Raw genomic sequence first — 25,785 nt, 5'->3', positions numbered from 1 at the left:
TTTCATCCCTGAAGCGGTATTCGCTGTTTGGGATAAAGAAGATTTTAAGTTCCTGATGGGTAAAAGGCCGGAAACCATCAGGAGCTTTTTATGCCATTTTTCGCGCAGAAGACTGATCGCAAAAAAAACGCTGTGCCGCCTGCGGACGCCCTGCTCGACGCGCTGAGCACAAACCACGGTCTGGTCTGGTTTGACCGCACAGGCAAAATCGTACGTGTCAATGATCAGTTCTGCCGGATTATGGGGTATACGCCGGAAGAAGCCCTGGGTGTGCAACACGACGAACTGATTGACCATACCCAGGCAGAGGCAGGCAGCGATACGTCGTTTGCAGACGCGCTGGAACGGGGCACTTCGGCCACGGACATTCTCCCGCGTGCCACGCGCGATGGCAGGTCTCTGTGGGTGTCAGCCACTTACTTGCCGCTCGCCGAAAAAGATCACAACGGCGCGTGCCTTGTAAAAATCATGCGTGACGTGACGCAGCGGGAAAATGACGCTAGAAACACGCGCAGTCAGTTCGAGGCAATTTCGCGGGAACAGGCAAAAGTCTATTTCGGCAGGGACGGCACGGTGCTGGAAGCGAATGACCGGTTTCTCGAAATTACAGGTTATGCGGCCGAAGATGTTATCGGGAAACATCACACGATGTTCGTTCACGAGGAATATGAGGGAACGGAAAAATATGCCCGCTTCTGGCAACAGATTAACGGCGGCGAGCTGAAATCAGGAATTTTCAAACGGTTTGGCCGGAACCAGCGCCCGATGTGGCTGCAGTGCGTCTATGCACCTGTGCTGGATTCTCATGGTGTGCAGATCGGTATCCTGAAAATCGCCGATGACGTTACCAACCGCGAAGAAGCTGCAGATCAGGTCAAGGCCATCGCCCGGGTTCAGGCCGTGATCGAATTCGATATGGACGGCCGTATCCGCACGGCCAACGATCTGTTTCTGAATGCGATGGGCTACACGCTAGAAGAAGTGAAGGGCAGGCATCACAGCATGTTCATGCCCCGCGGGGAGGCAGAAAAGAAGGAATACAAGGATCACTGGGAACTGCTCCGGTCGGGCAAATTCCATGCCGGTGAATACCGCCGCAAACACAAAGATGGCTCAGACGTCTGGATCGAGGCCACCTACAATCCGGTGTTCGGACCAAACGGTGATCCTGTCAAGGTCGTCAAATTCGCAACCGACATCACGCCCCGGATTTTCGCTGTTGGACGGCTGAGCGAGGGTCTTGCCGAACTTGCAACCGGCAATCTGGATGTTGAGATCAACGAAGGTTTCTCTCAGGAATACGAGCAGCTGCGCCTTGACTTCAATTCAACGCAAAAGCGGTTACGGGATCTGGTACGTAGCGTGATTCACTCCTCAAACCAGATCCACGCCGGCGTTACTGAAATTTCAAACGCCTCGTCCAGCCTGAGCCAGCGTACAGAAAGCCAGGCCGCCGCGCTGGAACAGACCGCCGGTGCGATCACCGAGATGTCCGCGTCTGTAAAATCCACCGCCGAAACGGCCCGCTCCACCGCCTCAGAAGTTCGGAAAACAAGAACATATGCTGAAGACGGAAGCTCGATCATGTCCGAAGCCCGCTCTGCAATGGACGCAATCTCCGACAGCTCGTCAGAGATTTCCAAAATCACTTCAGTCATTGACGACATTGCCTTTCAGACCAATCTGCTGGCGCTCAATGCAGGCGTCGAAGCCGCACGGGCAGGCGAAGCTGGCCGCGGTTTTGCCGTTGTCGCCTCCGAAGTGCGTGCACTTGCTCAGAGATCGTCAGAGGCAGCGACGCAGATCGCGTCGCTGATCGCTACATCATCCGGACAGGTCGGCCAGGGTGTGGAACTTGTTTCAAAAACCGGCGATGCGCTGGCTGAAATAGAACGGGCCGTCAGCAATGTTTCAGACATGGTCAGTGACATGGCGTCGGCGGCAACCGAGCAGGCGGGCGGTCTGTCGGAAATCTCCACCGCGATCGGCAACCTTGACGGTGTCACACAGAAGAACGCCGCAATGTTCGAGGAAACCAACGCAGCAACTCAGTTGCTGGTCGACGAGGTATCCTCACTCAGCGAACTGACACTGTCCTTCCAGACCGGTGACCACACAACAGCACGGAACATTCAGACCCCGGCCCGCCTCGCGTCCTGATCCCGTGAAACCGGAGCCACACGTGGGCGCCCGGTTGCTTCGACGGTCAGAACGGCTTCCACGAAAACACTTCGTCCGTCGATTTCAGCTGTACGGATATCACGCGTGGTATTTGTGCTGATGTCACCGGCGCCAGCGCGCTGCGCCCGGGAAACGGCATCCTCGCGCAGGCGACCCTCAAGCACTCTCAGCGCTTCATCCTGGCAGGAAAAATCCTCTGGTTCACCAGAGCCATGGACACGGTAAAGGTTTTCTCCGGCAGATGTCACATGGCCTGTTTCACGCATCGTGACACGACCCGCAACTGCGCCAATCGCATTGGCCACCCCGCCATGTTCCGGCAGTATCATCTCCGAACCCACCATCCTGCCGACCTCGGGGTAATAGAACCGCGCCGATGCGCCCAGCCCGACCACCGGCAGGTTCAGCCCTGCCTCGAGGCGCACCATGTTTCGGTGCCCTCTCAGCCCATGATGCACAAGCAGGTGACGCGCCAGTGCCTCCGGCGCTTCTCCGAGCGCTCCATCCTCTTCCGCGAAGCCGGCTTCCAGAAGTGCGGTCGTTGTCTGCAACGTCATCTGTCGGATAATCATCCGCGCCATTTCAGGCGCATCAGACGCATAAACAGATCCTGACCCCGATCGTCGGCGTGCCAGAAGCGTCAGCGCTTTCTCCGCCGCGGCACCGTCCCAGTCAGACAATCCGCCAACTACATGGCTGGCGTCTGAGGGTGTCGCACCGCTGATCTGCACCAGCCCCCGGTCCACCAGTCGGCGCAGCGCCTCATGCTCAACCCGCATGCGCAGCACTGGCCCAAGTGGCTGCATCTGCGTGTCGATTCGTTCGAGAAGCGCGGCTTCCCGCGCGCCCAGACCTTCGGCGTTCTGTCCTTCAAGTCTTCGCAGGAAACGTCCGTCAAACTCTCCGGGCACGGTGCTCCGCAACTGCTGATCCAGCGCGGCATGCACAACATCCGGCGCCAGAAATGCCGCAAGCGAAACCGGCAAAACCCGTCGCGGTCCCAGCACCACACCACCAGCCAGACCTTCGCTTTGCAGATGGACCTCACTGTCCCCGCCCAGGCCCGTGGTACGCATTGCGACTGCCTCGACCATTGTACGGTATCCGCCCACACGCGCACCGGCAGGGTCAACCGATGGTCGCCCGTCGCGCAGCAGCGCCACGTCGGTCGTTGTGCCTCCGATATCACTGACCAGCGCATTTTCCGCTCCCGTCAGCCAACGCGCGCCAACGATCGACGCCGCCGGGCCTGAAAGAATGGTTTCGATAGGTTTCTCGCGCGCCTGGTCTGCCGAGATCAGCGCTCCGTCGCCGCGCACAACCATCATAGGCGCCTTCACACCGATGTCGCTCAGAACGGCTTCTGCCCGGCCGATCAGGCGTTCAATCATCCCGATCAGGCGTGCGTTCAGCAGCGCCGTCAGCGCTCGTTTGGGCCCGTTGAGTTTTGCGGAAAGCTGATGCGATGCTGAAACCGGTCGTCCGGTTTCTTCCCGGATGATAGCTGCTGCACGGACCTCATGCGTTGGATTGCGCGTTGCAAACTGAGCTGCGACTGCGAACCCGCTCACCTCATGCCCCCAGCGACGGGCGAAGTCACGAACCGAAACCTCATCCAGTGGTGCGTTCTGCGCGCCTGCATGATTGTGCCCGCCAGCACAGATCAGCACCGGGTCGCCCTTCAGGGCCTCGCGCAGGCCGTGCGCCTCCAGATCCCGCTCCCGAAACCCGATAAACACCAGCGCCGCGCGCCCCCCCTGGCCTTCGACCAACGCATTGGTGGCAAGCGTTGTCGAAAGAGAAGCAAGCGAAATATCCCCCGGCCTGGTGCCTGATGCCTCCAGCACAGACGTTACCGCAGAACCTATGCCGACTGCCAGATCCTCACGTGTCGTCAGAGCCTTGGCGGAAGCCAGCACACGTTCTTCATCCTCCAGCAGGACTGCGTCCGTGTAAGTGCCACCGGTATCTACCCCGAGTAAAATAGCCATTCCGGGCCTCCTCTGTTCGGGTAAGCCATATCCTCTGCACAAGGATTTTCCAGCCCGAACACGTCAGACAGCGCGCAATTGCGTCACTGCCCAGCGTGCTGCATCCGCGACCCCCTCATCCGGGTCATCGCAGAGCGCCTGGGCCGCGACCAGCAACGGGGTGTGTCCTGAGTTTCCGATGGCGTAAAGAACGTTCCGCACAAAACGATCCCGCCCGATGCGTTTTACGGGTGATCCGGAAAATTTTAACCGGAACGCTGCATCCGTCAGATCTGCGAGGTCTGCCAGGCGCGGCGCCGTCAGGGAACCGTCACCAAGCAGGCGCATGTCCTGCGCCGCAACAGCAAATTTGTTCCATGGGCAAACGGCGAGGCAATCGTCGCACCCGTAGATGCGGTTTCCCATCGCCTTACGCAGATCTTCTGCGACAGGTCCCCTGTGTTCAATCGTCAGGTAAGAAATGCACCGGCGCGCGTCCAGCTGGTAAGGCGCGGGAAATGCATCCGTCGGACAGATTTCCAGACAGGCCCGGCAAGACCCGCAGTGATCCACCTCTGCTGCATCCGGTTCCAGCTCCAGCGTCGTGAAAACAGCGCCCAGAAACGCCCAGTTTCCCCAGTCGCGACTGACAAGGTTGGTGTGTTTTCCCTGCCAGCCCAGACCAGCAACCGCAGCAAGTGCTTTTTCAGGAACGGGCGCAGTATCGACAAAAACCTTCACCTCACATCCCGTTTCCTGCACCATCCAGCGTGCCAGCCGCTTCAGTCTTTTCTTTACAACGTCGTGATAGTCCCGTCCCTGGGCATAGGCCGAAATCGCCGCACGGTCTGGCCGGTCCAGAACAGCCAGCGGATCGTATTCCGGCGCATAGCTCTCGGCGAGCATGACGACGCTCTTTGCGTCGGGCCACAGTGCCGCGGGGTCCGACCGCCAGTGCATCCGCTCTTCCATCCATGCCATCTGACCGTGATAGCCGGCGGCGATAAAAGCGGCGAGCCGTTCAGGTAACCCGGGCAAAGCATCGGGCCTGCAAAACCCACATGAGACGAAGCCCTCGTCAAGGGCCTGCGCGACAATGCGGTTTTTCAGCGTCGACATGGCGTTTTCTGGCCGGAATTGTCCCCGGTGGTCCGGGAGCAGGCAGCCCCCCCGCGGTTCTCAGAAGTCCAGATCATTGTAGTGGCGCGGCGGCGGGAAACCGGACACCTGATCTGCCAGAATGGAACGGAATGCCGGTCTTGATTTGATTTTGGCATACCAGTCCTTGACCACATCAGAGCGGTTCCAGTCGACATCCGAGATATAGTCCAGTGAACTCATATGCGCCGCCGCGGCGAAATCCGCCAGCGTCATCACATCACCCGCGAGCCACCGGCGGTGATCCAGCAGCCAGGTCATGTAATCGAGGTGATATTTGATCGCTTTCGCGCCCGATTTCACGTTGCCGCTGTCGGGATATCCCTGCCCGGTCACCTTCTTGTTCACCCGCTCGTAAAGGAGCTTTGACGTTACTTCAGTGTGAAACTTGTCATCAAACCATCCGACAATGCGGCGGACTTCCTGCCGCGCCACCGGGTCTTTGGGCATCAGAGCAGGATCGGGCCGCGTCTCCTCGATGTACTCACAGATCGCAGCGCTCTCGGCCATCATGATCCCGTCGATACGCAGAACGGGCACCTTGCCGGCCGGGTTGCGACGCATAAAATCCGCATCCTGCTCCCAGTATTTTTCCTCGACGAGTTCCACCTCGATCTTTTTCTCAGCAAGGCTGAGCCGGACCTTGCGGCAGAACGGTGACAGGGGGACGTGAAACAATCGCGCCATGCGGATATCCCGGAAATCAGAAGTCCCTTCCTCAATGCCCGGTTGATCGCCTGGATTCAACTCTCGAAACAGTCCGATCGGCCATCTTTGCCGATTGTTGCCGCTCCGGAGAGGATCGCCCGGGTGCGTTTGCGCACGAAATCCGAAGGCCGCGAAGCTGATCTGCCTTTTGGATCAGGCAGGATCGCCGCCAGCCGCGCCGCCTGCAGATCAGACAGGTGTGCAGGCGCCACACCAAAGTAGTGATCTGCCGCTGCTTTCACTCCAAAGACACCTTTGTCGAACTCAGCCACGTTCAGATATACCTCCACGATCCGGCGTTTGGACCACATCAGTTCCAGCAGGGGCGTCATCAGCGCTTCGAGCGCTTTTCGGGTATAGTTACGACCATGCCACAGATAAACGTTTTTGACGGTCTGCTGACTGATCGTGGACGCACCCCTGTTGCCACCATCTTCTATCGCATCCCGGATTGCCTGAACATCAAAGCCCCAGTGATTGCAGAAGTTGGCATCTTCGGCAGCAACAACGGCACGGGCCATAGCCGGTGCAACCTGGTCAATACTGACCCATTCATAGGTCACACCGCCCAGACGGCGATCTTCGGCAAACATATAGGGTGTCGTCCAGGGGTTGATCAAAACGCCCAGCCCGATCAGCAGCAGCACCACGGCCGACACCGCCAGAGCCGCTCTGAAAAACCATCTCCGCACTGCCCGCATAAACAACTGCGGTGCCTTGGGCTGCTGCTTCCTGCGGCTTCGGGTGGTTTTGCGTTTTGCCATGGCCCGGGTATAGGCGGGCCATGGCAGCTTGTGAACCGCCGAGGTTATTCGGCCGGAACTGCCGTCTCTTCGATACCAAGCGGTGCCGGCAGATGCACCAGCATCTCTTTCGGACAGACCTGAAGGAAATGCTGCTTTTCACTGTCCCAGTGCTGAAGGATATCAGCGACCCGACGGCTTCCGGTCTCTTCCAGGTGCATTTCGAGCAGCTCCTCGAGCTGGCTCAGCCAGTGGTCAACCGCTACAGGGCAGGTCACCAGTGTCTCCATGTTCATGAGCGCAGGCGCCTTACCCTCCGGATCATACAGATAAGCCATGCCCCCGGTCATACCCGCGCCAAAGTTTGCACCGATGTCGCCAAGGATCACCGCAACACCACCGGTCATGTATTCACATCCGTTCGATCCGCAGCCTTCGATCACGACCTTTGCGCCCGAGTTACGGACCGCAAAACGCTCACCGGCGCGACCGGCAGCAAAAAGATAACCGTCCGTCGCACCATACAGCACCGTATTGCCAATGATAGTGTTCTCAGCAGCAACGATGGGCGAAGCCATTGGCGGGCGCACGACAATCATGCCTCCGGACAGACCCTTGCCCACATAATCGTTGGCATCCCCGGAAACTTCCAGTTTCAGACCGGGTGCCGCAAATGCGCCCAGCGATTGCCCGGCAGACCCTGACAGTTTTACCGTCAGGTGATCGGGCTGCAGCGTGTTGCGCATCCCGAACCGCTTGACGATATGGCTCGACGTGCGCGTGCCCACTGTCCGGTGCGTGTTCTGCACCGCATAGGACAGCTGCATCTTTTCTCCGTCTTCGAGGAACCGGCTGCCGTCACGGACAATCTGGCTGTCCAGTGTATCCGGCACCGCGTTGCGATCCTTGTCGCGGTTATAGACGATGTCCGCCGCACCATCGACAGTGATCAGCAGCGGGTTCAGGTCCAGATCATCCAGATGCGCAGAGCCACGGCTGACCTGGGTCAGCAGATCGGCACGCCCGATCACGTCATCCAGGCTGCGCGCACCGATCTGCGCCAGTATTTCCCGGACTTCGGTCGCGTAGAACGTGATCAGGTTGACCACCTTGTCCGCATTGCCGGTGAATTTCTCGCGCAGGCTTTCATCCTGGGTACAGACGCCGACCGGGCAGGTGTTTGACTGGCACTGCCGAACCATGATGCAGCCCATCGCGATCAGCGCCGCTGTGCCGATGCCGTATTCTTCGGCCCCCAGCATTGCCGCCATGACGATGTCACGACCTGTGCGCAATCCTCCGTCTGTGCGCAGGGTGACACGTTCGCGCAGGTTGTTCATCGACAGAACCTGGTGCGCTTCGGTCAGTCCCATCTCCCACGGCAGGCCCGCGTATTTGATCGATGTAGCCGGCGAAGCACCGGTGCCCCCGTTGTGGCCCGAGATCAGGATCACATCCGCTTTGGCTTTGGCTACACCGGCAGCGATTGTACCGACACCGGAGGAAGCAACCAGTTTCACTGTTACTTTGCAGCGCGGGTTGATCTGTTTCAGGTCATAGATCAGCTGCGCCAGGTCCTCGATAGAGTAGATATCGTGGTGCGGCGGCGGGCTGATCAGCGTGACACCTTTTGTTGAATGGCGCAGGCGTGCGATCAGGTCTGTGACCTTCATGCCGGGCAGCTGGCCGCCCTCACCGGGTTTCGCTCCCTGCGCTACTTTGATTTCCAGTTCTTCGCACTGGTTCAGGTATTCGGCTGTGACCCCGAAACGGCCCGATGCGACCTGTTTGATCTTGGCCGACGGGTTATCGCCATTTGCTTCCGGCACAAAGTGCGCCGGGTCTTCGCCGCCCTCACCACTGTCAGATTTCGCACCGATACGGTTCATTGCGACATTCAGCGTCTTGTGCGCTTCAGGGCTCAGCGCGCCGAGACTCATACCCGGCGTGACAAAACGCTTGCGTATGGAGGTTATGCTTTCAACTTCTTCAATCGGAACAGGCTGGCCCAGCGGTTTCACATCCAGCAGATCACGCAGGTGAATGGGCGGATTGCTCTGCATCTTTGCAGAATACTGCTTCCACATCTCATAGGACGCGCGGTTGCAGGCCATCTGCATCATATGCATTGACGTCGCTTCCCAGGCGTGGGTCTCACCGGATTTCCGCGCCTTGTAAAAGCCACCGATCGGCAGAACGGACGGCGCACTGCCCCAGCCTCTGGCATGCACCTCCTCGGCTTTGCGCTGAATGCCAGAGATGCCGATACCCGAGATCCGGCTGGTCATGCCCGGGAAGTATTCCGCACACATAGCCCGGCTCAGACCAACTGCCTCAAAATTCAGACCGCCGCGGTATGACGAGATCACCGAGATGCCCATCTTGGCCATAATCTTCAGCAGGCCCTGATCGATCGCATTGCGATACCGCGCTACGGCGGTTGTCAGGTTTACGTCCAGCAGGCCGCGCTCGATGCGGTCAGCAAGGCTGTCCTCTGCGAGGTACGCATTGACGGTTGTGGCGCCGCAGCCGACCAGAACTGCAAAATAGTGCGGATCAACGCATTCGGCCGACCGAACGTTCAGCGAAGTAAAGGTCCGCAACCCTTTGCGGGTCAGATGGCTGTGCACTGCGCTTGTGGCCAGGATCATCGGCATGGCGACCCTGTCTTCACTGCTGTGCTGATCGGTCAGGACCAGATGGCCGGCACCGGAACGCACGGCATCCTCTGCCTCGGCCCGGATCCGTTCCAGGCCTTCATTCAGTGACCCCGAACCTGACGCAAAGCTGCAATCAATCTCGACCAGCTCAGCATTGAAGTGCCCGACCAGCGCGTCAAACTGCGCATTGCCTACAAACGGACTGTCCAGTGTCAGGATCTCAGTCTGGCTGCTGTCTTCATCCAGTACGTTCTTGAGGTTACCGAACCGTGTTTTGAGGCTCATTACGCGGAACTCGCGCAGGGAGTCGATCGGCGGGTTGGTTACCTGGCTGAAGTTCTGTCGAAAGAAGTGGCTCAGCGGGCGGTATTTGGTGGACAAAACGGCCGAGGGCGTGTCATCGCCCATCGAGGCCAGCGCCTCTTTGGCGTCTTCCGCCATGGGGGCCAGTATCTGCTCCAGCTCTTCAATGGAGTATCCCGCGGCGACCTGACGGCGGCGCAGGGCATCGCCACTGAACATCGCCTTTTCTGTGATCCCGCTCAGCTGAGCATCCAGATCGTTGATTTTGCCGACCCATTCGCCAAAGGGCTGGCTCGCGGCAAGCCTGTTCTTGATATCTGTGTCGTGGAAAAGGCCGCCATCCTTCATGTCGACAGCGAGCAGCTGGCCCGGGCCAAGTGCGCCTTTTTCAACCACACGCGTTTCGTCCAGCGGCACCATGCCTGTTTCAGACCCGGCAATCAGCATGCCGTCGTTGGTTACCACATACCGCATCGGGCGCAGACCGTTACGGTCAAGACCGGCACATACCCAGCGTCCGTCCGTCATGGCCAGGGCCGCCGGACCGTCCCATGGTTCCATCACCGAGTTGCAATAGGAATACATGTCCCGCCAGGCCTGGGGCAGCTCAACAGCCTGTTTTGACCAGCTTTCCGGCACCAGCATGGTCTTGGCCATCGGCGCATTGCGCCCGGCCCGCACCAGCACCTCGAACACTGCATCAAGCGCCGCACTGTCGGACGATCCCGCGGGGACAATCGGCTTGATATCCTCGGCCATCTCGCCAAAAGCACCGGAGGCCATGCGGATCTCGTGGCTCTTCATCCAGTTCAGGTTGCCGCGCAGTGTGTTAATTTCGCCGTTATGGGCCAGCATCCGGAACGGCTGTGCCAGCCACCACTGCGGAAATGTGTTGGTCGAATACCGCTGGTGATAGATCGCAAAGGCGCTTTCAAAGCGTTCGTCCATCAGGTCGGGGTAGAACTCTGCCACCTGCTCGGCCAGCATCATGCCCTTGTAGATGATCGACCGGCAGGACATCGACGCGATGTACAGGGTCGGCACCTGTGCCGCCAGTGCCGCCTTTTCGATGCGACGGCGGATGACATAGAGCTCGCGTTCGAACGTGTCCTCATCGACACCCTTGGCGTTGGAGATCAGGATCTGCTCGATCTCGGGGCGGGTCGCATTCGCTTTTTCGCCCAGACAGGAGATGTCGACGGGCACGTGACGCCAGCCATAAATATAGTAGCCCATGCGCAGGACTTCGGTCTCGACGATTGTCCGGCAGGTCTCCTGCGCGCCAAAATCAGTACGGGGCAGAAACACCTGACCCACGGCGATCATCTCGTCTTCGCGTGGTGTGTGTCCGGTACGGCGTACTTGGTCGTAAAAGAATTCGACAGGGATCTGCACATGAATACCCGCACCATCGCCGGTTTTGCCATCTGCATCCACGGCGCCCCGGTGCCAGATCGCCTTGAGCGCCTGAATACCGTTTTCCACTACCCGGCGGCTGCGCGTTCCGTTCAGGGACACCACCAGACCGACACCGCAGGAGGAATGCTCCTCTTCCTCAGAATAGAGGCCGTGCTCTGCCATGTAAGCCCGTTTGGCTTCTTCCTGCGCTACCCAGGCGTCATCATATACGGTCATCCGGCTTCTCCTTCGACAAATCTGTTCTTGGATTCATAGACAGCGCGCGTCGCTGTCGGGTGGTCGCCCGACAGTTTTACCGACGCCATCGCCTGGTCCACGTAAACTTCTGAGCGCAAAGGCGCGGCGAGCACTGCATCGAACAGTCCCGGCATCAGGTTGTATTCTCCGTCGCCATCACGCATCCATAGATGGGAGCCGCAGCGGGGGCAGAAGGCACGCTCTGCAAAATCCGACGACGCAAAGCGGCCAACCTCGCCGACCACTGTCACTGCCACGGCATCGGCCTCGAAACACAGAAACAACCCACCCGACCATCGCTGGCACATCCGGCAATGACAGGCGCCAGGACGCGGGTCATGCGCGCCGTCCACGATGATGTGCACGGCACCACACAGGCACTGTCCTTCCATCCGGTCCGTCATGCATTATTCTCCACTTCGGTAAACATCGCGATCGTCTCTTCGGTGTTCAGACGACGATGATCACCCGCCAGGCTGTAGCCTGATGGGCAGCGGTCAGCGTAAAACTCCAGTTTCAGTTCACCACCTGCCGCATTGTCGAACAGTCCCGCAGCCAGATGACGCATGCCGTCATGCACGGTGCCGTACCACAGCGTCGAGCCACAGGTTCCGCAGAACCCCCGCTCGGCCCAGTCCGACGACGCAAAGCTGGTTGCAGGTCCTTCGACCACCAGCGTGCCGGGCATGGTATCCACAGAAAAGAATGCTCCACTTGTGTGACGTCGGCACATATCGCAATGGCAGGCGCGCAGACGCGGGTTTTCTGTCTGTACCGTTACAGTGACGGCACCACACAGGCACCGGCCATTGAGGACCTTTGCTGCTCCGGTCACAACTGACCTCCGCCGTTGTCACCGGCAGATCCGGACCGCGCGGATGGCAGACCCTGCGCACAGCAGACAGAAGAACGGCGCATCAGCATGACAGCTGCTGCCTGATTCTTTGGTCCTGCATGCCTCGAATGGGCCATTTTTCCGTCCCTGAAGTCTCTTCGGTGCGCCTGAGCAACACCGATGTTGTAAAGATTTGCGACCGTTGCGGGTTATTCCGCTGCAATTGCGCTCGTCGCGCCGAATTTTCCGAGGATTGCTTCGGCACAATCGCGCCCGTCACGGATCGCCCAGACCACCAGGCTGGCGCCCCGGACGATATCTCCCACGGCATAAACACCGTCGAGGTCTGTTGCTCCGGTGGTGAACTCGGCCTTGACTGTACCCCAGCGGGTGACCGGCAGCTCTGGCTGATCCCAGAGCGTTGGCAGCGCCTCGGGCTCAAAACCCAGTGCCATGATCACAATATCTGCCTCTTCGATATAATCAGCGCCCTCGATCACTTCCGGGGTCTGACGTCCGGTCGCATCCGGTGCGCCAAGGCGCATCTTCTGCACCATAACGCCGGTGACCGGATCGCCCGTAAAGCCTTTGGGCGCAGAGAGCCATTCAAAGACCACGCCTTCTTCTTCTGCGTTCTGCACTTCGCGCTGAGATCCCGGCATATTGGCACGGTCCCGGCGGTACAGACATTTGACGGATGTTGCGCCCTGGCGAACCGATGTACGCACACAATCCATAGCCGTGTCGCCTCCGCCGATTACGACAACGCGTTTGCCCTCTGCGTTCAGCGCGCCGGAATCGAATTCCGGAACAGCGTCCCCAAAACTTTTGCGGTTCGACGCGGTCAGGAAATCTATTGCACGGACGACGCCGCTGGCTCCGACGCCCGGCGCTTCGAGACCTCGGGACTTGTACACTCCGGTCGCAATGATCACCGCGTCATGTTTCGCACGGATGTCATTAAAGCTGATGTCCTCGCCGACGTTTGTGTTCAGCTCAAAGGTGACTCCACCCTGCTCCAGCTGGTCGTTACGACGCATGACAACTTCTTTTTCCAGCTTGAAGCCGGGGATTCCATAGGTCAGCAGTCCGCCCGCACGATCGTACCTGTCATAAACAGTTACCTGAACGCCGGCACGGCGCAGCACGTCTGCCGCCGCCAGACCACCCGGTCCGGCACCGATGATTCCCACCGATTCCGCACGTTCCTGCGCTGGTGTCACAGGCAGTACCCAGCCTTCTTCCCAGGCTGTGTCTGTGATGTATTTCTCAACTGCACCGATTGTTACGGTGCCGTGACCCGATTGTTCGATTACGCAGTTGCCTTCGCAAAGCCGGTCCTGCGGACAGATGCGGCCACAGATTTCAGGAAAGGTATTCGTCGCCTGGCTGACCTCATAGGCCTCCTGCAAGCGGCCTTCTGCGGTCAGGCGCAGCCAGTCGGGGATATTGTTGTGCAGCGGACAATGGCTCTGACAATAGGGTACCCCGCACTGCGAACAGCGGCTGGACTGTTCCTGCGCCTTTTTCTCTGCATATTCTGCGTAAATCTCGCGGAAGTCCTCCTTGCGTACAGAAGCATCACGCTTTTCGGGCATGTCACGCTCAACTGTCACAAATTTCAGCATGGGCTGTTCGGCCATGTTCAGAATCCTCCACCAGCTTTCTTCCACACCGCATACGGGATGCCTGAGCATAAATAAAGTCAGTAATACTGACTTATATTGCGGAAAAAACTTCTTTCTGCTGACTTTGTCGCGCGGTCAGTCACTTTTTTAGGTCCGATCCGGAATTAAATTGACACTTTCCATTTGATTCCGTGTCCTTATACCACTCGCTAACCGACCGGCTTACGGGGCACTTGCGTGACTTTATTCCAGCTACTGATCGTTGCGGTGATCCAGGGCCTGACCGAGTTCCTGCCTGTCAGCTCTTCCGGACACCTCGCGCTGCTGCCCGCACTGACGGGTACACCAGACCAGGGCCTGGCGATCGACGTGGCTGTTCATGTCGGCACGCTTTTTGCCGTAGTGCTGTATTTCAGATCGGACGTCGCTGTAGCGCTGGCTGGTACAATGCGCCTGCTTCGCGGGCGGATTGACACTCCCGGCGCTTTTCTGGCGCTGTGCCTTGCGATTTCGACTGTCCCGGTGGTCCTGATCGGATTCATCATCAAAATGGCCGGGCTCGACGAAATGATACGTTCGGTGGCGGTCATCGGCTGGACGATGCTGGGGTTCGGCCTCGTGCTGTACTGGGCAGACAGGAATGGTGGCTCGCAACGCTCCGCCAAAGAGTGGACGCTGCGCGATGCGGCAACCATGGGTCTGGCACAGGCCCTGGCACTGATACCGGGGACTTCCCGGTCAGGGATCACCATTACCGCCGCCCGTCACCTCGGCTATGACCGTGAGAGCGCTGCCCGTCTGTCTATGCTGATGTCGATCCCGACAATCGCCGCTTCGGGCGCCTTGCTCAGCCTTGATGTCGCAGGTCAGGCGGACTGGGCCCTGGCCAGGGATGCCGCGATCGCTGCAGCCTTCGCATTCATCGCAGCACTTCTGGCACTGGTCGTCATGATGCGCCTGCTCAAAACGGTCAGTTTCACCCCGTACGTTATATACAGGGTGCTGCTGGGCATCGTTCTGCTGGTCTACGCCTATTCCTAGGTGCGCAGGTTTTTGGCCGATTCCTTGATGGCATCGTACTGCCCCGAAGGACGGAACCGCCAAAGGTATTCCGGCAGTACAGATGTCATCGATGTCGGCGCAACGCCCAGATCATCAAAACCCATCGTTTTACCCGATACGACATTGTCCCGCGAAAGGTTTCGGACCTGGTCGCGGGTGATCATGCTGTTGGTGACAAGACCTCCGGTCAGTGTCTGAAGCAGGTCAAAGCCAAACGCCATGATGCGCGCAGCAAAGAAAGGTATGCTTACGATCATGCGGCGACGATGGATTACGTCCAGCATCTTCTGCATCAGTTCCCGGAAGCTGGCGACGTCTGGTCCACCGAGCTCGTATACTCCCGGTTGCACGCCCTTTGTCAGCGCCAGTTCGGCGGCCCGGGCGATGTCATCGACGTAAACAGGCTGAAAGCGCGTTTCCGCACCGACGACAGGCAGCACAGGTCCCAGCCGGGTCATTGATGCGAACCTGTTAAAGAACTGATCCTCCGGACCGAAAACAATGGACGGCCGCAGGATCACCGCGTCAGGCATGTGTTCAAGTACACCCGCCTCCCCCAGGGCCTTCGTCCGTGAATAGTCGCTGTCTGATTCCAGATCGGCGCCGATTGCAGAAACGTGCACCATGCTGGCGATCCCCTGCGCTGCAGCTGTGCGGGCGATACGCTCTGCTCCCTCGGACTGAACCGCATCAAAACCGTTCCTGCCTGCCTCGGCCAGAATGCCGACGCAGTTCACAACAGCATCTGCACCCTGCATCACCTGGGCCACCGACGCGTCATCGCGGATATTACAGAGTACCGGCTCCACCTGACCAACGACACCATACGGCTTTACAAAGATTGCCTCGTTGGGGCGCCGCACAGCGACGCGCACACGCCAGCCCGCTTTCGCCATACGGCGCGCGATGTAGCGTCCTACGAACCCGGATCCGCCATAAATAGTGACCAGTTTTGACATCGCTTGCCTCTTTGTGTCGTGATCCCTCCGGATGTACATTTGACGCGGCTCTGAGACAAGGCGCAAATCCGCGCGGGCCCGGCAGGGATATGGCAGTGAAGAGTCCTGAAAACAGCCAAAATCCGTTTGACACCCTTTGGGCGATTGCGTAAACGGCGACCCACGACACCTGCCCAGGTGGCGGAATGGTAGACGCGCTAGCTTCAGGTGCTAGTGTCCGTATGGACGTGGAGGTTCGAGTCCTCTCCTGGGCACCAGATCCCCGAAATTCTGATATTCCGGTCAGCAGACGCAACACATGCGGCTTCTTTCCCGCCACGTCATGTCGCAGACAGAAAGAAGGGATGGTCCGGTATTGGCCGAACATCCGGCTGCCTTTCTTTTCCCGGCACACGAGTACCAATGTGCCAACGCGATCATCGCAAAAATAGCGACATCTTTTGGTCACAATTCAGATTATCCAGGCAATGCAGCGTAAGGGTTCTTTCGTAAGAGCTTATCTGAAATCCGGCCTCGCGCCTGCCGATTCGGATTGTTTTCCCGGCATAGGAGAACTCTGCCGTAACAGATTCGCATCGCAAGCATAATGCATTGTTAAATATATATAAAATACGATTTCCGGGCGCGTTTCCACATATGCGGGAATCACGAATGGATACATTCCACAGACCAATCTTCTCCGGTGCCATCAGACTGTTTCCGCTTCGCGCACGCTCTGCCCCGAAATTTGAAATGGGCCGAAAATATGGCATAACTGTGCACAGCCGGCGTCACATCCGATGATGGGGTCCGGCTGCAAAAACCTGGGTGGGGCACACTGCAGGAGTTTGCTTAATGAACCTCAGGAGCGGCACCTATACGCTGACAGCCGTCGTATTGACGGCATTACTCTGCGCCTGTGCGGTGCAGCGCGAGACACCTGCGACACGCGGCACCTTTGCCGGTCCGGGTGAAGCTGCGGGTTATGTAACTGACTGTTCTGACCGGACTGCACCGTCACTGCAGGTGACCGGTGGGGAACAGGACTGCAACGTTCCGGTCATGTCTCTGCTCAGACAACCGCAGAACGTTGTCTACACGACCCGCGCTCCTGTCGTATCCGCCGAAGAACCGCCTCGCGCCCGGTCTGACAGCAAGCAGAATACATCCGCCCAGTCTTCTTCAGGCGCAAAAACAATTCCCGCTAAAGTATCAGAGTAACCAGTCAGGATTTAACAATGAACGCAGAACTTGCCCGCAACCGCCGTCTCGAAGCACTCAGCAAACGCAAAGCTGATCGCGTGCTTGTACAGCCGCGCCGCTATGCCAGCGAAATGAATCCACCCGAGGAAGGAACGATTTCAGCATGGCTGATCGGCGCACTGATCCACGGTGTTACAAGTCAGGAAATCGAGGAGAAGACGGGCTGGTCCCGCTCAACTGCGCTGGTGAACCTTTACCAGGTTGCCAAGCGGGCAGGTGTCGGTATCCGCCGCCAGAGCGAAAAACTGCATATTATTCTTCCCGAAGGTGCCGAGCGCAGTTCGTCAAAAGCCAGAGTGGTGAATCCTGATCGCAAAGCCGGCAATATCCGGATGTTGCATGAGAGCGAGCGCGTCGTCGCTGTGTGACGCTGCTGGCCTATCCGTCCTCAGGTGACGCTGGCCGTGATAAGATTGCTGTAGAGTGCCCGGATCCGCCTTGTGACCGGGCGCTCACCATCACCGATGGGTTTCCCGTCGATCGTCGCAACCGGTGTCTGTGCGCCGAAGGTTCCCGTCAGGAATGCCTCCTCAGCGCCATATGCCTCGTAGAGCGAATAGTTCTTTTCAAAGACCGGGATACCATTCGCGCGGCACAGGTCGATCACCTTCTGGCGCGTGACGCCCTTCATGCAATAGTCCCCTGTGGACGTCCACACTTCGCCACCGCGCACGATAAAGAAGTTGCAGGCGTTGGTCGTGTTCACGAAACCATGCGGATCCAGCATCAGCCCCTCATCGGCGCCGGCCTCTTCGGCCTGCAGACATGCAATTACACAGTTAAGTTTTGAATGGCTGTTCAGCTTCGGATCCTGCGACATGGGCAGGCCCCGCACCTGCGGTACAGTTGCAAGGCGGATACCCTGAGACTGCAGGCTGGCTGCCGGCTTTGAGTGTTCCATGATGATCACGAGCGTCGGGCCGGTCCGGCTGAGCGAGGGGTGCTGGAAAGGTTTGACCTTGATTCCGCGGGTCAGCATCAGCCGGCAATGCACGTCCGTGTGCATCCCGTTTGCCTCTGCGGTGCGGGTCAAGGCATCAAGGATGCCGGCGCGGTCCATGCCGACATCGAGGGAAACCGTTTTGCACGATGCGAAAAAGCGGTCCATGTGCTCTTCAAAAAAGGCCCATCTGCCATTGTAGAGACGCATACCTTCCCACATGCCATCTCCCAGCAGAAAACCACTGTCGTAGACGGAAACCACCGCCTGATCGCGGGGGACAATATCGCCGTTTACGTAGATCAGGATATCCCGGTTACGGATATCCTCGTCTGAATCGTGGGTTGTATGAGTATCTGACGGCACCGCGTTTCCTTTCAGACGATAACTTCCTGCAGCGCCTGATCTCCGACGTTGAAGACACGTTTGTAGCGTTCGATCTGGTCTGCAGGGCCCATTGCCTTGTTGGGATTGTCCGACAGCTTGACGGTGGGGCGGCCGTTTGCGCTGACTGCTTTGCAGACCAGTGAGAACGGCGCGAGCCGGTCGTCGGGTACCAGACCGCGGAAATCGTTTGTCAGCAGTGTGCCCCAGCCAAAGGAGACGTTTGTGCGCCCTGCAAACTGCCGGTGCAGTTCACGTATTTTTGCCACATCCAGACCATCGCTGAAGATGATCCGCTTTTCGCCCGGGTCTTCGCCACGTGACTGCCACCAGGCAATCGCCTGTTCGGCTGCCTGCGCGGGATCACCGCTGTCTACGCGGATACCTGTCCAGCCTGCCAGCCAGTCAGGCGCGCGTTCCAGAAAGCCGGCAGTTCCGAAAGTATCCGGCAGAATAATCCGCAGGTTGCCCTCATGCTCTTCGTGCCAGTCGGACAGGACATCATAGGGCGCGCGGGCCAGTGCTGCATCGTCCTGCGCCAGCGCGGCGTAGACCATCGGCAGTTCATGCGCGTTGGTTCCGATGGCCTCAAGCTCGCGCCGCATGGCGATCGCGCAGTTTGAAGTGCCGGTAAATGCGCCGCCCAGTCCTTCCTGCATCGCCTGAACGCACCAGTCCTGCCAGAGATAGCTGTGGCGTCGGCGGGTGCCGAAATCCGCAATCGACAGGTCGGGAATATCCCGCATCGCCTCGATCTTTTCCCAGACGCGCGTCATCGCGCGGGCATAGAGCACCTGCAGTTCAAATTTGCCCATGCGGTTCAGCACGGCGCGACCGCGCAGCTCCATAAGCACCGCGAGGGCTGGAATTTCCCAAAGCATCACCTCGGGCCAGCTGCCTTCGAATGTCAGTTCATACTGATCGCCTTTGCGCTCAAGGTGGTAGGGCGGCAGACGCAGCTGCTCGAACCATTCCATGAAATCCGGCCGGAACATCTGGCGTTTGCCGTAAAAGGTATTGCCGCGCAGCCATGTGCTTTCGCCGCGAGACAGTGACAGCGATCGGATATGATCCAGCTGTTCGCGCAGTTCGCCTTCGTCGATCAGATCGGCAAGTGGTACATCTTTCGATCTGTTGATCAGGCTGAAGGTGACACGTGTGTCCGGCTTGTTGCGGAATACCGACTGGCACATCAGCAGTTTATAGAAATCAGTATCGATCAGGGATCTGACGATCGGGTCGATTTTCCATTTATGGTTCCAGACGCGTGTAGCGATGTCCAAGGGTCAGACTCCGATCTTTGTCCGGGCGTTTAAAGCAAACTGCCCTTAGGCTGGCAAGCGGGCGTCGCCGCTGCCGAAGCCCACGCGACCGATTTCCGCCGGTTTCATACGCCACACCTGAATGCATGACAAAACGCAAAGCTTTGCGAAGCGTCGGATATCGCATCTGGCCAGCACGTGGTGGTTCCGGTCGAAGGCAATACAGTCACTACATCACTCGGAGGAAGCGCCTGGTACCAGGCATTCCACGGTCTGCTCCGGACCACGGCGTGTCAGTAGCGAAACCCGCGTGACGTGCACAATACCTGCCGCTCTCGAACACATGGTCCTGGTCTGCTCCGGACCACCGAACATCAGACCGCGGATCGTTTCTGCAGCGGATCAGATCAGGGTTACACCTGCGTCCCGCATTCCGCTTCGCGCTGCATCCAGTGATCCGTCAAGATCGATTGCGCGACAGAGATCCTCGCGCACCGTCACACGAAACCCCTGCTTTGCCGCGTCAACAGCAGAGAAGTTGACACAGAAATCAAGCGCCAGTCCGACCATCAGCAATTCACTGATCCCCCGCGTACGCAGGTATCCTTCGAGGCCCGTGGGCGTAACATGATCGTTTTCAAAAAGCGCCGAATAGCTGTCGATCGCCGGGTTGTATCCTTTGCGGATGATCATATCGGCCCGGTCGACGTCCAGGCGGGTATGGAAACCGGCGCCGGGGCTGCCCTGGATGCAGTGATCCGGCCAGAGAACCTGGGGGCCGTAGGGCATATCGGTCAGTTCATAGGGCGCACGACCTTCGTGTGATGACGCAAAAGAGGAATGCCCCGCCGGGTGCCAGTCCTGGGTCAGGATAACGGCGCTGGCATCTGCCATAAGCCCGTTTATTCCGTCAATGATTTCGTCGCCGCCCGGCACTGCCAGAGCCCCGCCCGGGCAGAAATCGTTCTGCACATCAATAACGATCAGCGCTGTGGTCATCGGATGCTCTCCTCTGTCGGGGGCTATGGGTAGGCCTGCACCGGTACGAGGTCAATGCTGCAGCCCTTCGCGATGCGGTTTTCTGCCCGCTTGCCCCACGACGGACATCGGCGTATCCAGCCGCGCATGTACACGATCGCTGCACTTTATCATTTTACCCGATTCGACGATCCGGCTGCGCTGAAACCCGCATTGCTGGAGCTGTGTATTGCTGAGGATGTCACAGGCACGCTGCTGCTGGCCGGCGAAGGGATCAACGGGACGATCGCCGGTCCCCGCGCCGGTATAGATAAAGTTATTGCGCATCTCAGGGCGCTGCCGGGATGTTCTGATCTGGAGTGGAAGGAAGCGACAAGCGAGCAGGCACCGTTCGGGCGCATGAAAGTCCGTCTCAAACGTGAGATTGTGACCATGGGCCAGCCGGATGTCGACCCGCGCGCGCGTGTCGGGCACTACGTTGATCCGCAGGACTGGAATGAACTGATTTCTGCGCCGGATGTTGCAGTCATTGATACCCGCAACGACTACGAGGTGGCGATCGGCACATTTGACGGTGCCGTAGACCCGAAGACCGGGAGCTTCGGGGAGTTTCCCGCCTGGTGGGAAGCCAACAAGGAGCGGTTTCACAACAAGCGTATCGCAATGTTCTGCACGGGCGGTATCCGCTGTGAAAAATCGACCAACTTTCTGCTGGGGCAGGGTGTTGAGGATGTCTATCACCTCAAGGGCGGTATTTTGCGGTATCTCGAAGAAGTCCCGGCAGATGAAAGCACGTGGCAGGGCGACTGCTTTGTGTTCGACAACCGCGTCAGCGTCGGCCACGGCCTTAAAGAAGGTCCTCATATGCTGTGCCACGGATGTCGCCGGCCAATCCTGCCGGAAGATACCTGCCGACCGGAATACGAGGCTGGCGTAAGCTGCCACAATTGCGCAGAAGAAACGTCGGAAGAAGACAAGAACCGTTTCCGCGAGCGGCAGAAACAGATGGCGCTGGCTCGGGCGAGGGGCGCCTGACAACTGATCCGCCAGGACCACTGGCAGCTGTTGCGGCCAGTCTTACGCAACCTGCTGGCGGCCGGTTTCTTTCTGCTTTGGCGCAGAAATCCCCGCAAGCGTGCTGCCCGTTGAAATGCGCCGCCAAAGCTCTGCGATAATACCAACCCCGCCGGATCTGTGCGTTCGCGGGTGCCATCGCAGCACTCTCAGCCATGTGAGCGCTGCTTCAGCATCTGTATCCGTGACCGGTTCAGCTCGGGACTGAGAAAAACCCGTCTCTTGTTAAGGTCGCTGAAACTTCTTGTGCGCTACACCTCTGCTCGGGTGAATAAATGAGTGGTGGAGATATGGGCGCGCAGAGCAATCTGGCACCAATCATCATCAAGAGGAAAAAAGTAATAGCGGGGGGCCATCACGGTGGCGCCTGGAAAGTGGCTTACGCTGACTTTGTGACCGCGATGATGGCTTTCTTCATGATGATGTGGTTGCTGAACGCAACAACAGAACAACAACGGTCGGGTCTGGCAGATTACTTCTCGCCGACGGTTCCGATCAACCGCATTTCCGGTGGTGGTGACGGGTCATTCGGTGGCGACAGTATGTTCTCCGAAGACACGCTTCCACAGTCGGGACTGGGCGCTTCAGCCGAGCATGCGACACAGAAACAGCAGTCACGCGGCGACACGGGCATGGCCCCCGATGGCGGCGAACAGGATCAGTCTGACGTCGAATTCGAAGCGCTGATTGCGGAACTGGTCGGTCGCGGCGGCGAATCCGAAGTCATGGACAATCTTCTGAAGCACATCGTGACGCGTATCACGGATGAAGGCCTGGTGATCGAGCTTTTCTCCCGCGAGAATGCACCTCTGTTTGCCAGTGGCACCGCCGAACCCACACAGCTGCTGGAAGACCTCGTTTCTCTTGTAGCCGGTGTGAGTCAGGCCGTGAAAAACTCTGTGGCCGTCGGCGGACACGTACGGGCATTTCCGCTGGTTGTGGCTGAAAACCCTGTCTGGGATACATCGTCCCGGCGCGCCGATCTGACGCGCAACATCCTGGAACGGGAAGGCGTTGTCGCCGAACGTATCCAGCGTGTGACCGGCCATGCCGACCGCGAACCCGTTGTAGAAGACCGCATGGCTGCGCGGAATGAAAGAGTTGAGATCGTGCTGCTGCGGTAATCCGAGGTGAGAAATACAGCGCATTTTATATGTTAGCGCGCTGTTAAGCGGGGATGTCTATCTGATGTGGGACTTGGATCTCACATCAGAAAGGCGTGCTCATGTCCATTTCATCATCGCTCAACGCAGGTGTTGCAGGGTTGCAGACAAATGCTCAGCGGTTGGCTTCTATTTCAGACAATATCGCAAACTCTTCGACCTTCGGCTACAAGCGGGTTGAAACCGATTTTGAGTCTATGGTGCTTTCAGGGGGTGGCGGTTCTTATGCTGCTGGCGGTGTCCGCGCGAATACGCAGCGCCTGATCGACGAACGCGGAACACTCGTTTCGACCTCCAACGCCACTGATCTGGCCGTGCGCGGCGGTGGTATGCTGCCAGTCGCACAGGCTGCACAGGTCCAGACTGCCGGTGCGGATGCACCGATGTTCCTGACAACAACCGGCTCTTTCCGGACGGACTCTGAGGGATACCTGACATCGCAGTCCGGTCTGGTTCTGATGGGCTGGCCGGCGGCGACGGATGGTTCCATTCCCCCCTACCCGCGGGATACCGCGGACGGCCTGGAGCCGGTGCGCATCAACACAGGTCAGCTTGCCGGTAACCCAACGACAGCAATGTCGCTCGGAATCAACCTTCCCGCCACGTCGACGGAAGCAGATTCCGCCGGTGCTATCGAGCAGATTTCTGTAGAATACTTTGACAATCTCGGCACCTCTCAGAGCGTAAACATTACGTTCGAACCCGATGTTCCGGCGCTGCCCGGCGATCCCGCGACGAATACCTGGACCATGCGCATGTATGATTCCACAGACCCCTCGGTTATCATCGGGCAGTACGAGCTTGAATTTACCGACGCCCGGGTCGGCGGCGGCTCGCTGGCAGATGTAACACCTTCGACCACCGTTCCGGCAGGCGGCAGCGCACCTTACGATGACACAACCGGACTGCTGACCATCAACGTCGCGGCTGGCCCGATTGAGATTGATATCGGCGCCCTCGGGGATACAGAAGGTCTGTCTCAGCTTTCCTACAACTTCGCTCCGATTTCGGTCACCAAGGACGGATCGGCAATCGGTAACTTCGTTGGCGTCGACGTTGATGCAAACGGATTTGTGCGTGCGTCTTTCGACACGGGCGAAGTCCGGACAATTTACCAGGTGCCTCTGATCAACGTGCCAAACCCCAACGGTCTACAGGCATTTGACAGCCAGACCTACACACCGACGCGTCAAAGCGGCTCTTTCTTCCTGTGGGATGCAGGTGATGGCCCAACAGGTGACATCGTGTCGTTTGCGCGCGAGGAATCGACGACAGACGTGGCGGGTGAACTGACCGACATGATCAAGACCCAGCGCGCATATTCATCCAGTGCCAAAGTCATTCAGACTGTGGATGAAATGCTTCAGGAAACAACCAACATCAAACGCTGATCCCAGCGTTTGAGTAACTCGGCCTCCGGGAGAAACCGCTATGTCAATTTCATCAGCACTGTCCAACGCTATGTCCGGACTGACCGCTTCCGGGCGGTCTTCGGAGGTCATTTCAGCAAACATCGCGAATGCGATGACACCCGGCTATGGCGTCCGGGGGTTGTCGCTTTCCTCGTCTCAGCTGGGCGGGGTAAGTGTCGATGGCGTTGTTCGTAACGTGAACCCCGGATTGCTGGCGGATCTTCGCCTTTCCAGCGCTTCCTTTGAGAACTCAACGGTCCGGACAGACTTTCTGTCACGCTATGAAAACGTACTCGGCACACCGGACGAAGAGAATTCTCTGGCCGCAAGGATTGCGGGTTTTGAGAGCGCCCTTATCACAGCTGCAAGCCGACCTGACGCGCCGGAGCGACTGACAGGCGTTGTTAATTCAGCACGCGACCTCGCCTCACTGATCTCGGGTGCTTCAGAATCGTTGCAACAATCCCGAAGCGACGCCGACAGTACAATCAATACCCAGGTAGCCCGTCTGAATACTTCGCTGGCGAATGTCAAAGAGCTCAACGAACGGATAACACGAACAGTGACCCTCGGTGGAGATCCGTCCGCCCTCCAGGATTCGCGTCAGGCGCTGGTTGATGAAATCAGCGCACTTGTCCCCGTCAGACAGGTTCCGCGCGATAATGGCCAGATCGCTCTGTACTCAACCGGAGGAGCTATCCTGCTCGATGGCAGTGCGGCCGAGATCGAATTTACGGCGGTCAATCAGGTAACAGCCTACATGAGCGTCGGGGCTGGAACCCTGTCCGGCCTGACCATCAACGGAGTTTCGGTAAATACCAGCAGCGAGCGCGGTGCGCTCGGTGGGGGGGCGCTCGGCGCTCAGTTCGAAATCCGTGATGAACTTGCTGTAGAAGCTCAGGAAAAGCTTGATGCCGTTGCAAGAGATCTGATTGAGCGTTTTCAGGATCCTGCCACGGACCCCACTCTTACAGCCGGCGACCCGGGTCTTTTTACAGACGAAGGCTTTGCCTTTGATCCACTGAATGAGCTGGGCATCTCCACCAGACTCGAAATCAACGCCGCGGTTGACGAGCGGCAGGGCGGCGAAGCCTGGCGTATTCGGGATGGCATCAACGCCGCAACTCCGGGAGAAGTAGGTGACGCACGTCTGCTTCAGTCACTGAGCGATGTACTCGTCGAAAAACGCGCTCCTGCTTCGGGGGATTTCGGTGCGGGCTCATTTTCAGTGATCAACCTTGCATCCGCACTGACGTCTCAGCTCGGGTCCGACCGCTTCCAGTCCGAGCAGAAACTGAGTTTTGCGTCGACCCAGTTCGATGAGCTTACACAGCTGATGCTGACCGAAGGCGTCGATACCGACAAAGAACTCCAGCGCCTGCTGGTCGTTGAGCAAAGCTATGCTGCCAATGTTCGGATGATCGAGGCAGCTGACGAAATGATGCAAACAATTCTGAGGCTGTAAAA

General features: G+C 58.4%; 20 protein-coding genes and 1 tRNA gene. 9 read left to right on the top strand and 12 right to left on the bottom strand.

What is annotated here, in order from left to right:
• Window positions 1–90 precede the first annotated feature (90 nt).
• Window positions 91–2,160 (top strand): PAS domain S-box protein, encoded by a 2,070-nt coding sequence (locus tag Q0792_RS13140; RefSeq protein ID WP_298841231.1) that lies wholly within the window; start codon window positions 91–93, stop codon window positions 2,158–2,160.
• On the opposite strand, the gene Q0792_RS13135 is transcribed toward Q0792_RS13140, so the two are convergent.
• The 8 genes from Q0792_RS13135 to Q0792_RS13100 form a co-directional block, all read right to left on the bottom strand.
• On the bottom strand, window positions 2,133–4,172 hold the full coding sequence (locus Q0792_RS13135; protein ID WP_298841229.1) for a hydantoinase/oxoprolinase family protein: 2,040 nt from the start codon (window positions 4,170–4,172) through the stop codon (window positions 2,133–2,135). The two genes, Q0792_RS13140 and Q0792_RS13135, sit on opposite strands and share 28 nt — an antisense overlap.
• Window positions 4,173–4,235: 63 nt before the next feature.
• Window positions 4,236–5,270: a tRNA epoxyqueuosine(34) reductase QueG gene (gene queG / locus Q0792_RS13130; protein ID WP_298841225.1), complete on the bottom strand. Its 1,035-nt coding sequence runs from the start codon at window positions 5,268–5,270 to the stop codon at window positions 4,236–4,238.
• Window positions 5,271–5,330: 60 nt separating this feature from the next.
• Window positions 5,331–5,996 carry a glutathione S-transferase family protein gene (locus Q0792_RS13125; RefSeq protein ID WP_298841222.1) on the bottom strand — a complete coding sequence of 222 codons (666 nt, stop codon included), beginning with the start codon at window positions 5,994–5,996 and terminating at the stop codon, window positions 5,331–5,333.
• 56 nt (window positions 5,997–6,052) lie between these two features.
• A complete protein-coding gene (gene mtgA / locus Q0792_RS13120; RefSeq protein ID WP_298841220.1) occupies window positions 6,053–6,718 on the bottom strand; it encodes a monofunctional biosynthetic peptidoglycan transglycosylase in 666 nt (221 codons plus the stop codon).
• Window positions 6,719–6,825: 107 nt separating this feature from the next.
• A complete protein-coding gene (gltB, locus tag Q0792_RS13115) occupies window positions 6,826–11,358 on the bottom strand; it encodes a glutamate synthase large subunit (protein WP_298841217.1) in 4,533 nt (1,510 codons plus the stop codon).
• Window positions 11,355–11,783 carry a GFA family protein gene (locus Q0792_RS13110; protein WP_298841215.1) on the bottom strand — a complete coding sequence of 143 codons (429 nt, stop codon included), beginning with the start codon at window positions 11,781–11,783 and terminating at the stop codon, window positions 11,355–11,357. Before Q0792_RS13110 ends, gltB begins: the two co-directional genes overlap by 4 nt.
• Window positions 11,780–12,214, bottom strand: a complete 435-nt coding sequence (locus Q0792_RS13105; protein ID WP_298841212.1) for a GFA family protein — start codon at window positions 12,212–12,214, stop codon at window positions 11,780–11,782. Before Q0792_RS13105 ends, Q0792_RS13110 begins: the two co-directional genes overlap by 4 nt.
• Window positions 12,215–12,423: 209 nt before the next feature.
• Window positions 12,424–13,857 carry an NAD(P)-dependent oxidoreductase gene (locus Q0792_RS13100; RefSeq protein WP_298841210.1) on the bottom strand — a complete coding sequence of 478 codons (1,434 nt, stop codon included), beginning with the start codon at window positions 13,855–13,857 and terminating at the stop codon, window positions 12,424–12,426.
• A gap of 222 nt (window positions 13,858–14,079) precedes the next feature.
• Between Q0792_RS13100 and Q0792_RS13095 the strand changes: the two genes are divergently transcribed.
• The gene (locus tag Q0792_RS13095; protein ID WP_298841207.1) at window positions 14,080–14,883 is read left to right on the top strand and encodes an undecaprenyl-diphosphate phosphatase; all 804 of its coding nucleotides are present in this window, start codon (window positions 14,080–14,082) and stop codon (window positions 14,881–14,883) included.
• Here Q0792_RS13095 and Q0792_RS13090 read toward each other — a convergent pair.
• Window positions 14,880–15,863, bottom strand: coding sequence for a complex I NDUFA9 subunit family protein (locus tag Q0792_RS13090; protein ID WP_298841204.1), 984 nt, complete (start codon window positions 15,861–15,863; stop codon window positions 14,880–14,882). The genes Q0792_RS13095 and Q0792_RS13090 overlap by 4 nt on opposite strands.
• A 171-nt stretch (window positions 15,864–16,034) precedes the next feature.
• Between Q0792_RS13090 and Q0792_RS13085 the strand changes: the two genes are divergently transcribed.
• The 3 genes from Q0792_RS13085 to Q0792_RS13075 all read left to right on the top strand — a co-directional run bounded on the left by Q0792_RS13085 (window position 16,035) and on the right by Q0792_RS13075 (window position 17,473).
• Window positions 16,035–16,120: transfer RNA gene (locus tag Q0792_RS13085), tRNA-Leu, on the top strand.
• A gap of 577 nt (window positions 16,121–16,697) precedes the next feature.
• Complete coding sequence (locus Q0792_RS13080) at window positions 16,698–17,063, top strand: hypothetical protein (protein ID WP_298841201.1); 366 nt, start codon at window positions 16,698–16,700, stop codon at window positions 17,061–17,063.
• A gap of 17 nt (window positions 17,064–17,080) precedes the next feature.
• Complete coding sequence (locus Q0792_RS13075; RefSeq protein ID WP_298841199.1) at window positions 17,081–17,473, top strand: hypothetical protein; 393 nt, start codon at window positions 17,081–17,083, stop codon at window positions 17,471–17,473.
• Window positions 17,474–17,493: 20 nt separating this feature from the next.
• Here Q0792_RS13075 and Q0792_RS13070 read toward each other — a convergent pair whose 3' ends face one another.
• The 3 genes from Q0792_RS13070 to pncA all read right to left on the bottom strand — a co-directional run bounded on the left by Q0792_RS13070 (window position 17,494) and on the right by pncA (window position 20,690).
• Window positions 17,494–18,411: an aminotransferase class IV gene (locus Q0792_RS13070; protein ID WP_298841197.1), complete on the bottom strand. Its 918-nt coding sequence runs from the start codon at window positions 18,409–18,411 to the stop codon at window positions 17,494–17,496.
• Window positions 18,412–18,422: 11 nt separating this feature from the next.
• Window positions 18,423–19,712, bottom strand: coding sequence for a nicotinate phosphoribosyltransferase (gene pncB, locus Q0792_RS13065; protein ID WP_298841195.1), 1,290 nt, complete (start codon window positions 19,710–19,712; stop codon window positions 18,423–18,425).
• Between the two features lie 381 nt (window positions 19,713–20,093).
• Window positions 20,094–20,690, bottom strand: a complete 597-nt coding sequence (gene pncA / locus Q0792_RS13060) for a bifunctional nicotinamidase/pyrazinamidase (protein ID WP_298841192.1) — start codon at window positions 20,688–20,690, stop codon at window positions 20,094–20,096.
• Window positions 20,691–20,816: 126 nt separating this feature from the next.
• On the opposite strand from pncA, the gene Q0792_RS13055 reads away from it, so the two are divergent.
• From Q0792_RS13055 to flgK, 4 genes are all read left to right on the top strand, one after another.
• Window positions 20,817–21,704: a rhodanese-related sulfurtransferase gene (locus tag Q0792_RS13055; protein WP_298841884.1), complete on the top strand. Its 888-nt coding sequence runs from the start codon at window positions 20,817–20,819 to the stop codon at window positions 21,702–21,704.
• 329 nt (window positions 21,705–22,033) lie between these two features.
• Window positions 22,034–22,867 carry a flagellar motor protein MotB gene (locus tag Q0792_RS13050; RefSeq protein ID WP_298841882.1) on the top strand — a complete coding sequence of 278 codons (834 nt, stop codon included), beginning with the start codon at window positions 22,034–22,036 and terminating at the stop codon, window positions 22,865–22,867.
• A gap of 101 nt (window positions 22,868–22,968) precedes the next feature.
• Complete coding sequence (locus Q0792_RS13045) at window positions 22,969–24,297, top strand: flagellar hook protein FlgE (RefSeq protein ID WP_298841189.1); 1,329 nt, start codon at window positions 22,969–22,971, stop codon at window positions 24,295–24,297.
• A 40-nt stretch (window positions 24,298–24,337) separates the two neighbouring features.
• Window positions 24,338–25,783: a flagellar hook-associated protein FlgK gene (gene flgK / locus Q0792_RS13040; RefSeq protein ID WP_298841187.1), complete on the top strand. Its 1,446-nt coding sequence runs from the start codon at window positions 24,338–24,340 to the stop codon at window positions 25,781–25,783.
• Window positions 25,784–25,785: the final 2 nt, after the last annotated feature.

Origin of the sequence: uncultured Roseobacter sp. (assembly GCF_947495025.1) — a bacterium.
In the GTDB taxonomy this organism is placed as follows: Bacteria; Pseudomonadota; Alphaproteobacteria; order Rhodobacterales; family Rhodobacteraceae; genus Roseobacter.
Note: the sequence above shows the minus strand (reverse complement) of the source record. Positions and strands in the feature narration are given on the sequence as shown.